Origin of the sequence: Clostridium sp. 16K-1-R1, from assembly GCF_023921145.1 — a bacterium.
Classification (GTDB): Bacteria; Bacillota; Clostridia; order Clostridiales; family Clostridiaceae; genus Sarcina; species Sarcina perfringens.
On the sequence record NZ_CP046515.1, the window covers coordinates 3088197 to 3105392 of the forward strand.

13 protein-coding genes, 1 riboswitch and 1 other annotated feature are annotated in these 17196 nt (G+C 29.2%); of the genes, 3 read left to right on the forward strand and 10 right to left on the reverse strand.

Annotated features, from left to right (window positions below; all coding sequences use genetic code 11):
• Positions 1-112: 112 nt before the first annotated feature.
• The 6 genes from GOM42_RS13955 to GOM42_RS13980 all read right to left on the reverse strand — a co-directional run bounded on the left by GOM42_RS13955 (position 113) and on the right by GOM42_RS13980 (position 6956).
• Entirely contained in the window at positions 113-1744 is a 1632-nt protein-coding gene (locus GOM42_RS13955) for a hypothetical protein (protein ID WP_110077493.1), read from the reverse strand.
• A 99-nt stretch (positions 1745-1843) separates the two neighbouring features.
• On the reverse strand, positions 1844-2701 hold the full coding sequence (gene rsmA / locus GOM42_RS13960; protein ID WP_110077492.1) for a 16S rRNA (adenine(1518)-N(6)/adenine(1519)-N(6))-dimethyltransferase RsmA: 858 nt from the start codon (positions 2699-2701) through the stop codon (positions 1844-1846).
• An 11-nt stretch (positions 2702-2712) separates the two neighbouring features.
• On the reverse strand, positions 2713-3261 hold the full coding sequence (gene rnmV / locus GOM42_RS13965) for a ribonuclease M5 (protein WP_003467869.1): 549 nt from the start codon (positions 3259-3261) through the stop codon (positions 2713-2715).
• A 140-nt stretch (positions 3262-3401) separates the two neighbouring features.
• On the reverse strand, positions 3402-4424 hold the full coding sequence (locus GOM42_RS13970; protein ID WP_110077491.1) for a ubiquitin-like domain-containing protein: 1023 nt from the start codon (positions 4422-4424) through the stop codon (positions 3402-3404).
• Between the two features lie 243 nt (positions 4425-4667).
• On the reverse strand, positions 4668-5438 hold the full coding sequence (locus GOM42_RS13975; RefSeq protein WP_003456881.1) for a TatD family hydrolase: 771 nt from the start codon (positions 5436-5438) through the stop codon (positions 4668-4670).
• An 18-nt stretch (positions 5439-5456) separates the two neighbouring features.
• Positions 5457-6956 (reverse strand): DUF445 family protein, encoded by a 1500-nt coding sequence (locus tag GOM42_RS13980; RefSeq protein ID WP_110077490.1) that lies wholly within the window; start codon positions 6954-6956, stop codon positions 5457-5459.
• 101 nt (positions 6957-7057) lie between these two features.
• Here GOM42_RS13980 and GOM42_RS13985 point away from each other — a divergent pair, with 101 nt between their 5' ends.
• Positions 7058-7738 carry a Crp/Fnr family transcriptional regulator gene (locus tag GOM42_RS13985; RefSeq protein WP_003456830.1) on the forward strand — a complete coding sequence of 227 codons (681 nt, stop codon included), beginning with the start codon at positions 7058-7060 and terminating at the stop codon, positions 7736-7738.
• 263 nt (positions 7739-8001) lie between these two features.
• Here the strand turns inward: GOM42_RS13985 and GOM42_RS13990 are convergent, their stop codons facing one another.
• Both GOM42_RS13990 and metG read right to left on the reverse strand, forming a co-directional pair.
• Positions 8002-9546: a class I tRNA ligase family protein gene (locus tag GOM42_RS13990; RefSeq protein ID WP_003456732.1), complete on the reverse strand. Its 1545-nt coding sequence runs from the start codon at positions 9544-9546 to the stop codon at positions 8002-8004.
• Positions 9547-9646: 100 nt separating this feature from the next.
• Positions 9647-11584 carry a methionine--tRNA ligase gene (gene metG / locus GOM42_RS13995; RefSeq protein ID WP_003456810.1) on the reverse strand — a complete coding sequence of 646 codons (1938 nt, stop codon included), beginning with the start codon at positions 11582-11584 and terminating at the stop codon, positions 9647-9649.
• 77 nt (positions 11585-11661) lie between these two features.
• Positions 11662-11916 (reverse strand) — a binding site (T-box leader).
• 157 nt (positions 11917-12073) lie between these two features.
• On the opposite strand from metG, the gene GOM42_RS14000 reads away from it, so the two are divergent.
• Both GOM42_RS14000 and GOM42_RS14005 read left to right on the forward strand, forming a co-directional pair.
• On the forward strand, positions 12074-12655 hold the full coding sequence (locus GOM42_RS14000; RefSeq protein WP_003450545.1) for an aromatic acid exporter family protein: 582 nt from the start codon (positions 12074-12076) through the stop codon (positions 12653-12655).
• A gap of 34 nt (positions 12656-12689) precedes the next feature.
• Positions 12690-13199 (forward strand): aromatic acid exporter family protein, encoded by a 510-nt coding sequence (locus GOM42_RS14005; protein ID WP_003456858.1) that lies wholly within the window; start codon positions 12690-12692, stop codon positions 13197-13199.
• A 129-nt stretch (positions 13200-13328) separates the two neighbouring features.
• Here the strand turns inward: GOM42_RS14005 and GOM42_RS14010 are convergent, their stop codons facing one another.
• Both GOM42_RS14010 and GOM42_RS14015 read right to left on the reverse strand, forming a co-directional pair.
• Positions 13329-15044, reverse strand: coding sequence for a Na+/H+ antiporter NhaC family protein (locus tag GOM42_RS14010; RefSeq protein ID WP_003456822.1), 1716 nt, complete (start codon positions 15042-15044; stop codon positions 13329-13331).
• A 164-nt stretch (positions 15045-15208) separates the two neighbouring features.
• Positions 15209-15378: riboswitch (Lysine riboswitch) on the reverse strand.
• 91 nt (positions 15379-15469) lie between these two features.
• Positions 15470-17083, reverse strand: a complete 1614-nt coding sequence (locus GOM42_RS14015) for an AarF/ABC1/UbiB kinase family protein (protein WP_003463008.1) — start codon at positions 17081-17083, stop codon at positions 15470-15472.
• Positions 17084-17196 lie beyond the last annotated feature (113 nt).

The window sequence follows — 17196 nt, forward strand, 5'->3', positions numbered from 1 at the left end:
TTTAAAATATATTCAGCAACTAAGTAAAAATTACTAAATAGAGTATTAATATTACATAAATAAAAAACTGTTTATATAGAAATAAAATCTATATAAACAGTTTTTCTCTTGATTATTTCATAGGGATAACTACAGATGAGTTTTCAAAATCATAGAACATTATCCAATAGCCATTTTCTCTATCTCCATATCTGTCCCATGTAACAAAACCAGTTCTACCACCGTATGGTTGATCTTTTCTATCCTTAGTTCCTGGAATAGCATATAAAATATATTTTATATCTCCATCCTTATCACACTTTACACCAAAGAAGAAATGACCTGCTTTGCTTATATAAGGATAGTAATTAATCATAGGATAATACATCATTGTGTATTTATTATAGTTTGACATATTACACATATCATCGAAGTTTCTAACATCAACCTTATACCATGCACATCTTTTTATATCCTCTGCAAATTTAGGAACCTTCTTACATCCTTCTAAAGCTCCCATTAAAACTTCACCTATAGGACAATCAAAGTCAACTTCATAAGTTTTTTCTTCTTTCTCCTTACAATCTCTAAGTTTCATTTGCTCTATTTCATTTTCGTACTCTGCAAATCTTCTACCTAGCTCATAACGTTCTCCATCATAAGGATCATATTCTCTTTCTAAATCTATTTTACTTATAAATCTATCACACTCTTGTAATTTTGATCTATAATCCCAATTATCATTGCGGTGATATTTTTCCTTATAGCAGTCTTTATAACCTTCTATTTTCTTTTCTTCATGATTATCTTTATCCATATCTTTATCCTTATATTCTTTATGCTCTTCATGTTTATCTTTACAATCATCATCTACTTCATATTTATCCTTATATTTATCTTCTTTCTTATATTTGTTCTCTTTATCATCTTTATATTTTTTATCCTCTTCACATTTTTCCTCATGCTTCTCTTCTTTATCATGGTGCTTGCACTCTTCTTTGTCTTTTCCTCTACAGTCATCTTTTTTCTCTTTATATTCTTCTTTTAAATGCTCTTTGCAATCATCTTTATCATCTTTATCCTCTTTATCTTCTTTATCCTTACAATATTCTTTTTTACATTCCTTTTCTTTATTCTCTTCTTTTAAATAATCCTTGTCCTTTTCTTTTAGATACTCTTTATACTTATCTTTTTCCTCTTTATCTTTCTTGTCCTTATAATAATCTTTATCATCATTATATTTTTCCTTATGCTCTTTCATGTTAATAGGACATTCTTTTTTCATTTCGTCTTCTTTATTATTTTTATCGTAATGAGACTTTTCTTTGCCTGATATCATCTTAATCTCATAATTTTTCCAATTATCCTTTGGCATTTGGTTATTTAAAAATCCACACATAAAGAATACTGTTCTACCATTAATATTTTTTCCTATAGCAGCTCCTACTATATTCTCATAAGATACATTTAAATCTCCTATGTTGATAGAATCATATTCTAAACTCATTTCTGCCTTTCCTTGTTGATTTATGTTCATTGGACCAAGATTTATATTCTTCTTAAAATCTTTCTTGTTACAAATAAGCATCATATAACAATCTTTGTATTCTTTCTTTAAGTTTTGAGCGTAAAAAGAAACTTTACATTTATCATTCTTAGTTTCTATCTTGGCATATCCAGTTAAAGGCTTATCTGAAGCCATAGAATGCCCCTTTTCATCTTCTTGTAATATTATAAAAGTTCTATATGATTTATTATGTGCCAATTCTCTGGTCCCTCCAATATAATTTTATTCTCTACAGTATATGAGAGAACAAAAAAAAAGAGAATAAAAATTTAAAAATTCTTATTCTCTCTAAATATTCTAGTTATTCATATATTTATCTATTGCATCTGAAAGAGCACCAAACTCTGCTAAGCTTAAAGTCTCTCCTCTTCTCTTAGGATCTATTCCCGCCTCTTCATAAGCCTTTTCCATTAATTCCTTATGAAGTTTTACATTTTTAGTTGCATTCCATAAAGTTTTTCTTCTCATGTTAAATGCATGTCTAACAATTTCAAAGAATAATTTTTCATTTTTAACTTTAACACTTGGCTCTTCTAATCTTTCTAATCTTATTACTATAGAATCAACCTTTGGTCTTGGTATGAAGCATGAAGGTGGTACCTTTCTAACTATTTTAGTATTGCAGTAGTATTGAACTAAAATTGATAAAGCACCATAATCTTTACAATTAGGTTCTGCATTCATTCTTTCTGCTACTTCTTTTTGTATCATTATAGTTAATGATTTAAAGTTATATCCACCTTTTAATAAATTTACTATTATAGGAGTAGTTACATAATAAGGTAAGTTTGCAACTAGCTTAACACTTTTTTCATCTCCTATAATTTCATTAAAATCAACTTTTAAGGCATCATTATGTATTAATTGAAACTTCGGATTATCTCCAAGCTCAGCTGTTAATATTGGAATAAGCGAACTATCTAATTCAATAGCAACAACTCTCTTTGCTCTTTTAAGTAATTGTACAGTAAGAGTACCAACTCCAGGTCCAATTTCTATTACTAAATCATCTTCACAAACATCTGCTCCATTTACTATATCTCTTGGAACAGAATCATCAATTAAAAAGTTTTGTCCTAAGCTTTTTGAAAATCTAAAATTATACTTCTGAACAAGCTCCTTTGTCTTTATATCTTTTATTTCGTTTATATCCATTCACTACTCTCCTATATCATCTTTTCTATCTTTTCTATAGCTTTAACAAATTCTTCTTTTGTTATGCCATAGTTATTTAATCTTGAAAGAACTTGGTTTGCATTTCCATAACCGATTCTTAATTCTTTACCAAGTAACTCTCTTCTCACTTTAGCCTTTGGATCTGCTGATAATCCAAAGTATATTAGATCTTGTATTGTAAATTCTTCTCTTTTTTCTTCTAAAGTTATTTTTGCATTTTCTAAGGCTCTAATTATAGCCTCTGGTGACGCATTCTCTACGCCTATGTTTCCATCCTTAGCTCTAGTTCCTTCTGCTCTTCCTATGTAAGCATGCTTAACGCCTTTAACTCTCTTTGATATTATTGCTCTTATCTTTTCTCCAGCAAAGTCTGGATCAGTAAATACAATAACTCCCTTTCTTTTTTGAGCTTCTTTTATTCTTTCTATAACCTTTGCATTTATTCCGAATCCACCAACAGCTATGATTTCAGCATCTATAGCTTTCTTAACTGCTGTTATATCGTCTCTACCTTCAACTACTATAACTTCTTTAATCAAGGTTAAAACTCCCTTTCTTATTATATGTACTATATTTAATTTACCTATATCTCATTTAACTGTCAATAAAATGCTTTAATACAAAATAAATAGAGGGTCTAAAAGAATACTCTTTTAGAATCCCTCTCTTAGTATTGGCATTACCATTCACCAGGATAAGCTATTATATAAAGATTAACATTTCTTCTTCCCCACTGTTTACATTCAGGTGCTGAATTTAAGAATAAATCTATTATATTATTTTTTATAGCTCCACCAGTGTCTTCTGCTACTGCATAGCCATATCCTTCTACATAAACCTTAGTTCCTAAAGGTATTACTCTAGGATCAACAGCTATTGTACTTAATCCATTTGGATCTCTCTTAGGTACAGTTCCTGTAGCTGTTATTCCATCTCCAGAATAGGCAGTAGCTTCTACCACCATTGCTTTTTTATAATTTATATTATCGTTTCCTCTTGAAAGAACTAATTTCTCCATAGTTCCTTTAACCACTACTTCATCTACTGGTTCTTTAACAACTTTAGATTCCACTACTTCTCTAGCTACTTCTTTTCCATCTTCCATAACTAACTTCATAGTTATTTCCTTTTCTCCAGCAGAACCCTCTTGAGTAGTCTTTTTAACTCCACTCTCTAAGTTATCATCTTCCTTTACTACAGTTTCAAAGTCTATTGGCTCTTTTTCAACTATGGTCTTCTCTTCAACTCTTGTAATCTTTATTTTCAAATCCTTTGATAGTTCTGTTTCTAATGAAGGCTCTACCTTGTCTAAATCATTTAGATTAATTCCTTCTTTAACCAGCATATTCTTTACTGAATCTTCCGCAGAATCTATCTCTATATTTTTTCCATCAACCATTACTTCTACTGGAACTGCCTTCTTAATGCTTATTACATCATTATCAGCAATCTCGCTTGTTAAACTTGGTTCTATTTTATCCTTGTCAGATAAGTAAATTCCTTGTTGACTCAAAACTGCTTGTACATTTCCTTTAAATGTGGCAACCTCTAAATTTTCACCATCTAAGTTTATGGTTATATTCTTATGTGTTGTAACTAAAACTGCTATAAAACTTACTAAAACTAAACTAAATACTCCTAATACAATTTTTCCATTTTTCGAGGCAACCTTCTCTTTCAATGCCTTAATTATTTTTTTCATATAATCTTCCCCCTTTTAGGCAAGAGTCATTTCGACATTATATATTACCTTTTCAAGTATGTCAAATCTGATGACTCCTAAAATTTATACTTTTAGTTGTAAATTATAATAAATAATTGACCTCTGCTTATACAGGGATTTGGTAAATAACGGTTGATTTATATTTAAAAAAGTACACTATATTATATTAGTGTACTTTCCATGTTATTACATTTATTTTTCTTTAGTTTAGTTATGGTTATATTAAATTTTGAATAATCTCTTTTTATTGTTTAATAAGATTTCATTCATTTCTTCCCCTGAAATTCCTCTTATTTCACTCATTTTATCTATGATATATTCAATATAATCTGACTTGTTTCTTTTGCCCCTAAAAGGAACTGGTGCCATAAAAGGACAGTCAGTCTCAACTAGCATTCTTTCAGCAGGTATTTCTCTACAAACATCTACTAATTTTTTAGCATTTTTAAATGTTAAAACTCCTGTAAATCCAATGTAATATCCTAATTTAATGCACTCTTTTGCAAATTCAACTGAACCTGAAAAACAATGTACTACTCCAATTACATTTGGAAACTCCTTCATAATTTCTAAAGTGTCTTTATGAGCATCTCTATCATGTATAACAACTGGTAAATTTAATTCATCAGCCAATTTCATTTGTGCTCTAAAAACTTCTTTTTGAACTTCTCTTGGAGGATTTTCTTCCCAATAATAATCTAGTCCTATTTCTCCAATGGCTTTAACCTTTTCATTCTTAACAAATTCTTTTATTTCTTTTACAACATCCTCATTAAATTCATCTGCATTTTCTGGATGTATACCAACTGCGGCATAAAACATATCAAACTCTTTTGCAAGTTCAACTGATTTTCTTAATCCATAAAGATCAGATCCACAATTTAAAACCCCAATAACTCCATTTTCTTGTAGTTCTTTTATTACATTTTCTCTATCTTCATCAAAACTATCTGAGTCATAATGTGCATGTGTATCAAATATTTTATATTTCATAATTTTCTCCTTTGAATTTTACATATAAATTGTAGATAAAAGTGGTGATAGAATTCCTAGAATTCCTCCTAATAAAGCTCCTAACCAAGTTATTGCCTTAAGTTCTTTATTAGCTATTCCAATTATGATTTCCTCTGCATAATCCACTTCAAAAGCATTTATCTGTTCTTCTACTATTGAGGAAATATCCACAATTTCTAGTACTTTAGCTGATTTATTTTCCACAAAATCATTATATAAATTATCTAAAATACTCATAATACTATTTTCTAAGTTTTGTTTATTATAACATATATCATTTAAGGAATTTTGTAAAAATTTATCAAATACCTTTTCAATCATTTTACTTATTTCACCAGATAATTGATTATTATTAACAATTTGAGAAATCATTGAATCTATATTATCAATTAGAATATTTTCATAGTCATTGAATAACACTTTTATAATTTCTTCATAACTATTAAAAGAAAAAATTTTACAATTTAGTTTACTTATTATAGAATCTATATTTTCTTCTGTATTTAATTTTTTTGAAATCTTATCTCCTAAAGCATCTGATATTACCTCTAGCTTTTCTTCTCCAACATTATTTATTACATCACTTACTTTTTTCTTCATACTTTCATGTACAAAAGCTAAAGCCGCATCACATATATACTCTTTATTTTCTTCTTCACTTAAAGATTTATCAACTAATGAAACTAACTTTCCATATATTACATCTCCACTTAGAAACATTGATACTATAGATGGTATATTATCATTTATTGCACTTTTTATCTTATGTGAAACCTCATCATCTCTAAGAAGATTTTTTATTATATCCACAAAGGTATCTTTTTGAGATTTTACATATTCTTCTATATAAGGTTTAATATTTTCTGGAATTACTTCCTCAATAGTTAAATCTTCTTTTCCTAAAGTTTTTACTTCTTTAAGAAGAGCTTTTCCTATTATGTCTCTTGTTTTTTCTTCCTCTAAAGTATTTATTATTACTTCTCTAAATTTATTGCTATTTATAAAATCAATTATCTTTTCAGGCTCTTTATTTAGTCTTTCTTTAATAGAATCTACTATATAAAATTTAACCTTATTTTTAAACTCCTCTTCCTGAATTGATTCTAAAATAGTCTTAGCTATATTGTCTATCATATTTCCCTTTAGAGCATAGTAATTTTCCCCTAAAGTATTCTTTAATGAATTCTCTAAAGTTGAATTGCTATTGATAATTTGATTAATTTTTTCTTTAGCAACCTCATTAAATTTTGCTTTTATTTTATCATCCTTTAAAGCCTTGCTTAAGCTATCTGAATTTAGTAAATGAGTTCCTACAGTTTCTCCAACCTTATTAGCTATTCTACTTTTTTCCTTAGGTATTAACCCTGGTGTAAAAGGAAGTTTCATGCCAAAGATATACTTTGCTTCTCTTGGCCTAAATAACATTTTTATAGCAAGCCAGTTTGTTATGTAGCCTATTACTGCTCCAATTAAGGCTCCTATAATATAAATTTTCATCTATTTTCACTCCTATCAATTTAAAATTCACTTAAATAGTGTAAAATATTATATATTTATATTAATATAATACTACTTATTTTTTAAGGGTGGTGAATAAAATGGATTTTAAAAAATTATCTAATATAAAAGAGTGTAGGTTATTTTCCCACTTCAGCGATCAAGATATTCAAGAATTATTAAGCTCTGGTTTCGCTTCAGTAAAATCCTATTCAAAGGAAGACTTACTGTTTTCTGAAGGAGAGTATTGCGATTTTTTAAGTGTAGTTATAGAAGGGAAAATAGAAATTCAAAAATTAGATTCTAACGGAAACATATTAGTGGTTGCAACCTTAAATAGAGGAAATGTTTTTGGGGAAAATCTTCTTTTTGGAGATAGGAACTTTTACCCAATGTCTGTTGTAGCTAAAGAAAATTCTCAAGTTTTACATATAAAAAAGGATTATATATATAAACTATGCTCTTCAAATGAAGCTTTTTTAAGAGAGTTACTTAGAATTCTTTCAAATAAAGCTCTTAATCTAAGTTCTAAACTTAAACAAGTGACAATGAAATCTATTAGAGAAATGATTTGCAATTACTTATTAAAAAAATATAACAAAGAAAAATCTACAACTATAAAGTTAGAGTTTTCAAGAAAGGACTGGGCTGACAAACTTGGAGTCCAACGTCCTTCATTGTCTAGAGAACTTATGAAAATGAGAGATGCAGGGCTTATAGACTTTTCAAAAAACATAATAGAAATAAAAGATTTAGAAGGGTTAAAAGGTTATTTACTTTAAATCAAATGTTAATATTTTTGTACACTTTTTGACACATAAATGCCACATAAGAAGCTTAATATAATAATTGTAACGTAGCTAAAACACTAATTTAATTTTACCCCTTAAATGGCCCTTGAATAGTTTGTCCCCCTTACGCAAATGTCAAGGGCTATTAAGTTTAATTAATTTAAAAAATTTCTATATAATAATTCCTAACCTTAAACCTTAAGATGTAGAATAAGCCTTGTTTCTAATGTTAATAGAAGCAAGGCTTATTTTATTTATATCTTTTTATTCTTTAATCTATTTAGTTCTTCTATAGCAACTTTCTTGTCTATTTTATCAAATAAAAATTCAACTCTATTAACTCTTATATTCTTCCTCTCTTTAAAGCTCCACTTTATATCCTTTATACCTAAAAACATTTTTATTTTCTCACAAGTAAAAGGAATTATAGGATTCATTAAATCAGTTAAAGCTACTAATATTTGAGAACAAATATACAGTACCTCTTCACATTTTTTCTTGTTATTATTTATTAAAATCCAAGGTTTATTTTTATCAAAGAAATCATTTCCCTGTTTTATAAGATTAAATATTTCTTTTACTCCCGATTTAAATTCTCCCTCTTCAAATTTATTACCTACAGAAGCATAAGTTCTTCTTATTATGTTTTTCCATTGAAGAGGAAGTTCTTCTCCCTTTATTTCCCCATTAAAGTTTTTCTTTATAAAGGTTAAAACCCTATTTGTAAAGTTCCCTATTTCTCCTACTAATTCATTATTATTTGCATTTATAAAATCTCTCCAAGTAAAGTCAGAATTTTTCTCTTCAGCACCTCTACTTATTAAATAATATCTAATAGAATCTATATTATATCTTTCCATAATGTAAGGAACCCATATGGCCCAATTTCTATTGGTAGAAAAAGTTTTTCCTTCTAAGGTTAAATATTGAGAAGAGAATATTCTAATTTCACTTTTCTCTAATCCAATGCCAGAGAGCATTGCTGGAAACATTGTTGTGTGAAAGGGTATATTTTCCTTACCATGAACTAGGTATATTCTACTTTCTTCATTATTCCAATATTCTTCTAAAGATTGTCCTTTTTCCTCTATAACTTTCTTAGATGCAGTAACATAGGCTAACAGTGCATCAATCCAAACATAAACTCTTTTATCTTCAAAGCCTTCTATAGGAACTTCTATTCCCCAATTAATTTCTCTTGTTAGAATCTTATCTCTTAGCCCACCCTCTAAATATCTCTTAGTTATTTTAATGGCATTTTCTCTCCAACTCTCTTCTTCATCTAATATATTTTGAATATAATCTTGAAAATAAGATAATTTAAAGAAAAGATTATTAGAACTTCTAACTTCAACTTTACTATTACATTCATTACAAAGTCCTTCTTTAATCCCAAATTCATCTAAGGTATCACAGCATTTTGGACAATAAAATTCTTCTGTTTCTTTTTCATATATAAATCCCTTATTATAAAGGCTTTTTATTATATATTTCACCTGCTCTTCATGATACTCACTATCTGTTCTTGTAAATATATCAAAGGAAAATCCTAATTTATTAAAGCACCTAACAAATTCCCTATGGTACTTATTTATAAGCTCTTCTGGTGACTTATTAATCTCCTTGGCTTTATTTAAAATTGGAGATCCATGACAGTCAGATCCTGAAACAAAAATAACTTCATCACCCTTAGCCCTATGATACCTTGCCAATATATCACCTGCCATCCAAGATGAAACTCTTCCTATATGAAGTGAGCCGTTGGCATAAGGCCAAGCATTACCTATAATTACTTTCATTTTATTAGCCCCCTTAAAATGCTTCTATCTACAATATTATGATACAAAAAAACTCTTATATTCCACAATCTAGTATGAATATAAGAGTTTTTTAATTTTACTATCTTACTTGGCTTCCAGTTAACATTTCTCCTGGGTTAACTAATAGAAGTTCTGAATCATCTGAAGGTGCTGCTGCAAGTATCATACCTTGAGATAATTCTCCTCTTAATTTAACTGGTTTTAAGTTAGCAACTAATACTACATACTTTCCAACTAACTCTTCTGGTTTATAGTATTGTGCTATTCCTGAAATAACCTGTCTTTCTTCTCCACCTAAATCAACTTTAAGTTTTAATAACTTTTTAGCTTTTTTAACTGGTTCACACTCTAATACTTTAACTACTCTTAAATCTATCTTGTCAAAGTCATCTATAGTTATTTCTTCTTTTATTGGATTTTTAACTAACTCTTCGTTAGCTGGCTTAACTGGAGCTGGTTTTAAAGCTTCAAGTTCTGCTAATTTTTCCTCAACATCTATTCTTGGGAATATAACATCACCCTTAACTACTTTATCTCCTGCAACTGTTCCATTAAACTCCTTTAAACTTTCCCAAGTAGTAACTTTAGTGTTTAATTGAGCATCTATTTTTACACTTGTTTCTGTTAAGAATGGTGAAATCATTACTGAAACAAATCTTAAAGTTTCTAATAAGTTATATAAAACTGTTCCTAGTCTTTCTTTCTTTTCTTCATCCTTAGCAAGTATCCAAGGAGTTGTTTCATCTATATATTTGTTAGCTCTGCTTATTAAAGTCCATATACTTTCTAAAGCTTCTGGAATCTTTAATGCATCTATGCTAGCTTCAACTTTTCCTGGAGTAGATAAAGCTAAGTTTATTAATTCATCATCAATAGCTTCCTTGCATGTTGGTGCTTGAATAACTCCATCAAAGTATTTATAAACCATAGCTATTGTTCTTGATAATAAGTTACCTAAGTCATTAGCTAAGTCTGTATTTACTTTCTTTATAAATATTTCATTGTTGAATAATCCGTCTGAACCAAATGGTATTTCTCTTAATAAGTAGTATCTTACAGCGTCAGCTCCAAACATGTTAACTAAAACTACTGGATCAACAACGTTACCTTTTGATTTTGACATTTTTCCTCCATCAACAAGTAACCATCCATGACCAAATACTTGCTTAGGTAATTCTAATCCTAAAGCCATTAACATTATTGGCCAGTAAATTGTGTGGAATCTTAAAATATCTTTTCCTATTAAGTGAACATCAGCAGGCCAGAACTTTTTGTATAACTCTTGGTCTTCTTGACCATATCCTAAAGCAGTTATGTAGTTTGATAATGCATCTATCCAAACATAGATAACATGCTTTTCATCAAAGCTTACAGGTATTCCCCAAGTAAAGCTTGTTCTTGAAACACAAAGATCTTGTAATCCTGGTCTTAAGAAGTTATTTAACATTTCATTCTTTCTTGATTCTGGTTGAATGAAATCTGGATGTTCTTCTATATACTGAATTAATCTATCAGCATATTTGCTCATTTTAAAGAAGTAAGCTTCTTCCTTAGCTTTTTCAACTGGTCTTCCACAATCAGGGCAGTTTCCATTTACTAATTGAGTTTCTGTCCAGAATGATTCACATGGAGTACAGTAAAGCCCTTCATAAGAATCTTTATATATATCTCCTTGATCATATAACTTTTTGAAAATTTCTTGAACAGCTTTAACATGATAATCATCAGTTGTTCTTATAAATTTGTCATAGCTTATGTTCATCATTTTCCAAAGATCTTTAATTCCTGCAACTATTTCGTCAACATGCTCCTTTGGAGTAATTCCTTTTTCATTAGCTATTCTTTCTATTTTTTGACCATGCTCATCTGTTCCTGTTAAGAACATTACTTCGTGACCTGTAAGTCTTTTGAATCTTGCTATAGCATCAGCAGCCACAGTTGTATAAGTATTACCTATGTGTAGATTTGTTGATGGGTAATAAATAGGCGTTGTAATATAATATGGTTTTTTACACATTATTTCTTCCTCCTTGTATTCTCACTTATTATTGTTTCCAATATTTCAAAAATATAAAAAACCCCTATGGGAAATCCCATAGAGGCGTTAATTACGCGATACCACTCTATTTCATATTTATGTCACCATAAATATCTCACTAAGTAACTCCTAAGTTTAACTTATTTTATTACTCTGCAATATAACGGTTGCCACCGTACTTTTCTAAAATTAAAATTCTCAAAAAGTCTGCTCCAAGTCCATCTTCATAAAGTCTCATGTATCTGGCTTTCACCCACCCCAGCTCTCTTTTATACAATCTTCTTTATTACTCTTCTCTTCATTGCATTTTCTCACTTAATTTTAATTATATGATTAGTTTTATATTAATGTCAATCGTTTTTATTTTCGAATTCTTTAAAATTCTTGTTAAGTCATAATTTGTATTAATATAAAAATGTTATATACTATCTATAATAATATATAAATTGTTGGGGAGGTATTATTTAAATGAAAGGTTTAGCCCTACCTAAAATAGGCGCAAGAAACTTAAAGACAGCTTTGGCTGTAACTTTATGCATAGGATTTTTCGAGCTAATACATAGACAATATCCTTTTTATGCTTGTATAGCCGCTGTAATCTGTATGAAAGATACTGTTGAAAACTCATATAAAATGGGAAAAAGCAGAATGATTGGTACAATAACTGGTGGACTTGTTGGCTTAGCTTTAACTTTTATAGCTTTAAACTTTAACCTTACAAGATTCTCAGGAATAATAACAGGGATTGGAATAGTTATAACCATTTATCTACTTAATGTTTTTAACAGAAAAGGGTCTGTTTCTATAGCATGTATAGTATTAATAGCAATTATGACAAACTTACATGGTAAAGCTCCATATGCCTATGCAGTTGATAGAATTATAGATACTTTTATAGGTATAATAATTGCTCTATTAATAAATAACTACATATATAAATATGAAAATAAGGTAAAAAAAGATTTAGAAAATATAGAAGAAAAAATCTCTAGACTTGAAAAAGAAGTTAAAGATGATATAAAAAATCTAGAAGAAAATAAAAAGAACTAATGTAAAAAACTAATATGATTTAGGAGGGAAATATTTGTTTAAATTTAACCTGCAAACTATAGGTGCTAGAAACCTTAAAACTTCTCTTTCAGTATTTATATGCATTATAGTATTTGAACTATTAGGCCGTTCTAGTGCCTTTTTTGCTTGTATTGCAGCAATGATGTGCATGCAAGATACAGTTGAAAATTCATATAAAATGGGAAAAAACAGAATGCTTGGTACCTTTTTAGGTGCTATTGTTGGTTTATTATTAACAGCCATATTTAATGTATTAAGTATTCAACACTTTATTGTTTATGCTCTTTTAACAGCCATAGGTACAACTATAGCCATTTTTTTATGTATTTTATTTAATTGTAAAGGAGCAATAAATAGTGCATGTATAGTTGTTTTTGCCATAATGACAAACTTAAAGGGTGTTGGCTCATATGACTATGCTTTTAATAGAATCCTAGATACATTTATTGGGGTAATAATAGCTATTATAATTAACAGACTTGTCTACCCTTACCAAAAGAAAACTGAAGAGAAAACAAATTAATATATTTAACTAAAAGGGGCTGTATCAAAATATAATAATAAAACTTACAAACATATTCCGAGAATTACTAAATTTCCTCTTCATACTGTTTGTAAGTTTTATAAAAAGTTATTTTGGTACATGTCCTTTTTAATTGCTAACTACTTTGTCATCTACTTTTTTACCAAATATCATTGTTAATATGAATAAAGCTACTAAGGATAAAGGTAGTACTATGAAAATACTTAATCCTAAACCAGCTGGAATATATCCAAATAATACAGTTACTATTCCTACAAATACTGCATACCATATTTGAGTTCTAACATGTTCTATATGATCGCATCCTGCACCTGTTGAGGAAAGTATTGTGGTATCAGAAATAGGTGAACAATGATCTCCAAAGATAGCACCTGTTAATACTGCTGATGTGCTTACTATAACAAAATTCCATTCTGGATTTATTGCAAAGGCTAATGGAATTGCAAGTGGCATTAATATTCCCATTGTTCCATAAGCTGTACCTGTAGCAAAGGCTATTATTGAACCTAAAATAAATATTATTGCTGGTAATAAAAATGCTGGTATTGCATCTGATAATACTCCTACTAAATAAGAAGCAGTTCCTAATTCTTTAATTACAGAACTTAAAGACCAAGCTAATATAAGAATTACTCCTGTTATTAAAAGTCCTTTCATTCCTTCAATCCAAATTCCTATTCCTTCTGAAATAGTAAATATTTTTCTACCTACTCCTAATATAAGAGCTACTATAGTTGCTAATAAAGCTGATTGGAATAAAACTACTGAAGCATCTGCATTTGAGAATGCTGCTTGTATTCCAGCAAAACTAAAAGGTGTATTGTTCATAAGCTCTATTATTGCTAAATCTTCTCCACCCATTATAGTTACCCATCCACTATAATAAAATCCTATTAAAGATGATACTATTAAAACTCCAATTGGAATTATTGCATTCCAAACACTTAATTTAATTCCTTCTATAGGTTCTAAATCTTCACTATCAGATGAAATTTCTGTAGTAGATAAAACTTCTCCTCTTCTAGCTCTTCTCTCAGCTTTAAGCATTGGTCCAAATTCTCTTAAAGTTATTGCTGATATAACAACAAAAGCTAAAATTAATATATTATAAAATCTATATGGTATTGTTTCTAAAAATACTCCAAAACCATCTGCTTGTATTCCTACACTTTTTAAGGCATCTCCAATTAATCCAACCTCTAAGCCTATCCAAGTTGATATTATTGCTAACCCTGCAATTGGAGCTGCCGTTGCATCTATAACAAAGGCTAATTTTTCCCTTGAAACTCCTAATTTATCTGTAACTGGTCTCATTATTGGTCCTACAATTAATGAATTAGCATAATCATCAAAGAAAACTGCTAACCCTAAAAGCCAAGTTGTAAGTTGTGCACTCTTAACAGTCTTAGCCTTTCTTGCTAAAGCCTCAGCTATTGCCTTTGCTCCTCCCATTTTAGCTACTAAATGAATCACTCCTCCAATAACTAAAACCTGAAGAATTATCCCTGCATTCCAAGGATCAGCTAAGGAATTTAAAGCTCTATAAGTAAAATCAATAAATCCTTGAGTTAAAGCTGTAATTATATTAAATCCATTTAATTGAAGCATTATACATCCTGTAATTGTTCCTATGAATAAAGAAACTACAACATTCTTAGTTAAAAAAGCTAATACAATTGAAACTAATGGTGGCAGCACTGTCCACATTCCAAACTTAGCTGAGTTTACCGCCGCAGCATCTTCAGCAGCAAAGACTAAGGTTGAGCATAACATTGTCATTGCAAAAACCGTTAGAAAAACTTTAAATCTAGTTTTATTTCCCATTATAAATTCCCCCTTAAATATGCAGTGAATTAATTTACAGAGGTGTTCCCTTATTTTCTCTTATTATAAAATTTCTGCAAAAAAGACCTTAGGCTTGATCAACCTAAGGTCTTAATACTTAATAAAATCACTTTTGCAAATAAACTTTTATTTATTTAATTCCCTAAGATGATAGCTCTCCACATTTTGTGACAGTGTTGTATATATTCTATACAACCCCAGCATTTAGCCTTAAAGTATTAGCCAAAAACTTCGGCGATAATCCCTTTCCTAAAACTTCTACGCTACTTAACTCCATTTTAGTAATCTTGATTCTCGCGCCTCTACCTCTTTTTAAATTATTCACTTTTAATTATTATATTGTATACATTTATACAATATAACTATGTTTCTTTCAAGTATTTAATTACTTTATTAACCATTTATTAAAAAAAGCCTGATTTTATTATGGAAATCAATAACCACAAACCAAAAATTCCTGATACTATAAACCCTATTAATCCTAAAATAGGAACCCCTTGAAAAGTAGGTCCAGTTTTAGCATTAACTATTAATGAAGAACCTATAATCATACATCCAACTATTAAAGAGAATGCTACTCTATTTACCATTCTATTTAAATCTGTAAGTGGCTTATCTAAGCCCTTCATTTCAAATTGCAACTTAGCTCTTCCCTTAGTTAAGCTATCCACAAGCTCTGAAAATTTAGTAGGAATTTCTATGCTCTTAGAGGCAAACTTATAGGCTTCAGTTATAAGTTTATCCTTGTTTAAACTTTTTAACATTTCCTCTTTATTTCTTTCCTTTACATAAGGATAAATACATTCCATAATTTCTAAATCTGGATCTATTTTAGCTATAACCCCTTCTAATATAACTATGGATCTTACTAAAGCAACTAATTCTCTTGGAAATTGAATATTATTTCGTTCTGCAATCTCAAAGATTTCTTTAAATAAATCTGATATCTTTATTGTCTTTAAAGATGCATTTATATATTTTGAGACTATATTTTTTAAATCATCATATAATATTGAATATTCAACTTTTCCTTTTTTTATGCCTATGGCATTTACAAAATCAACTAAGGTATCAATATCCCCTAAAACCATAGCAATCATGGCTTTATTAAGCCAATTTCTTAAATTGGCTTCTAAAGTTCCAACTAAGCCAAAATCTATAAAGTATATTTTGCCTTCTCTTATAAATAAATTTCCTGGATGGGGATCACCATGAAAAAATCCATCTTCTAATACCTGTTTAAAAAATGAGTTTGCTAATTTGTTTGCAATATCTTCAAAATCATATCCTTCTTCTTTTAAAATATTAAAATCTGTTACTTTATAACCATCTATATATTCCATGGTAAGGATTTTCTTAGAAGTAAGCTTATCAATAATTATAGGTGCACCAACACAGGCTACATTTTTATTAAGCTCTCTAAACCTTTTAGTATTCTTTGCTTCCTTTTCGAAATCAAGTTCCTTTAAGGTAGCATCTTCAATTTCCTTAAAAGCTTCAACTGGATTAACTAAGGTATTCGTTATATGATTAGATGTTAATTTGCTAAGTCTTCTTAATATGCTTAAATCAAGCTTCATTTTTTCATCTATTTTATAATGCTGAACCTTAACTACTACATCCCTTCCATCTATTAATTTAGCTCTATGAACCTGTGCAATTGATGCTGACGCTAATGGAGTTTCACTAAACTCTAAGAAATATGTATTTATATCTGTCCCAAAAGATTCATAAAATATTTCCTTTACCTTATGAAAGTCTGTTATTTCATTATTATCCTGTAACTTTTCCAACTCTTCAATATAAGCTTTAGGAAGTAAATCTGGTCTTGTACTCAATATTTGTCCAATTTTAACAAAGGTTGCCCCTAATTCTTCTAAAGCCTCTCTAAGTGCTTGAGGCCTTGGCTCAGCCTTTTTACTATTAGGCAACTTTGATGAAATTAAAAAGTCAAAACCATAATAAGTAAATACCCTAATTATTTCTTTCAACCTTTTTGCACTCTGTCCCTTACTCATAAATTCACCTCCTATAAGATAATAAAATAATAAACTATAAAAACTCTACAAGGCACTGAAAAGCTTAATCATACTAGCTATTTACATAGCTATAAATTCTACTCTTCATTTCC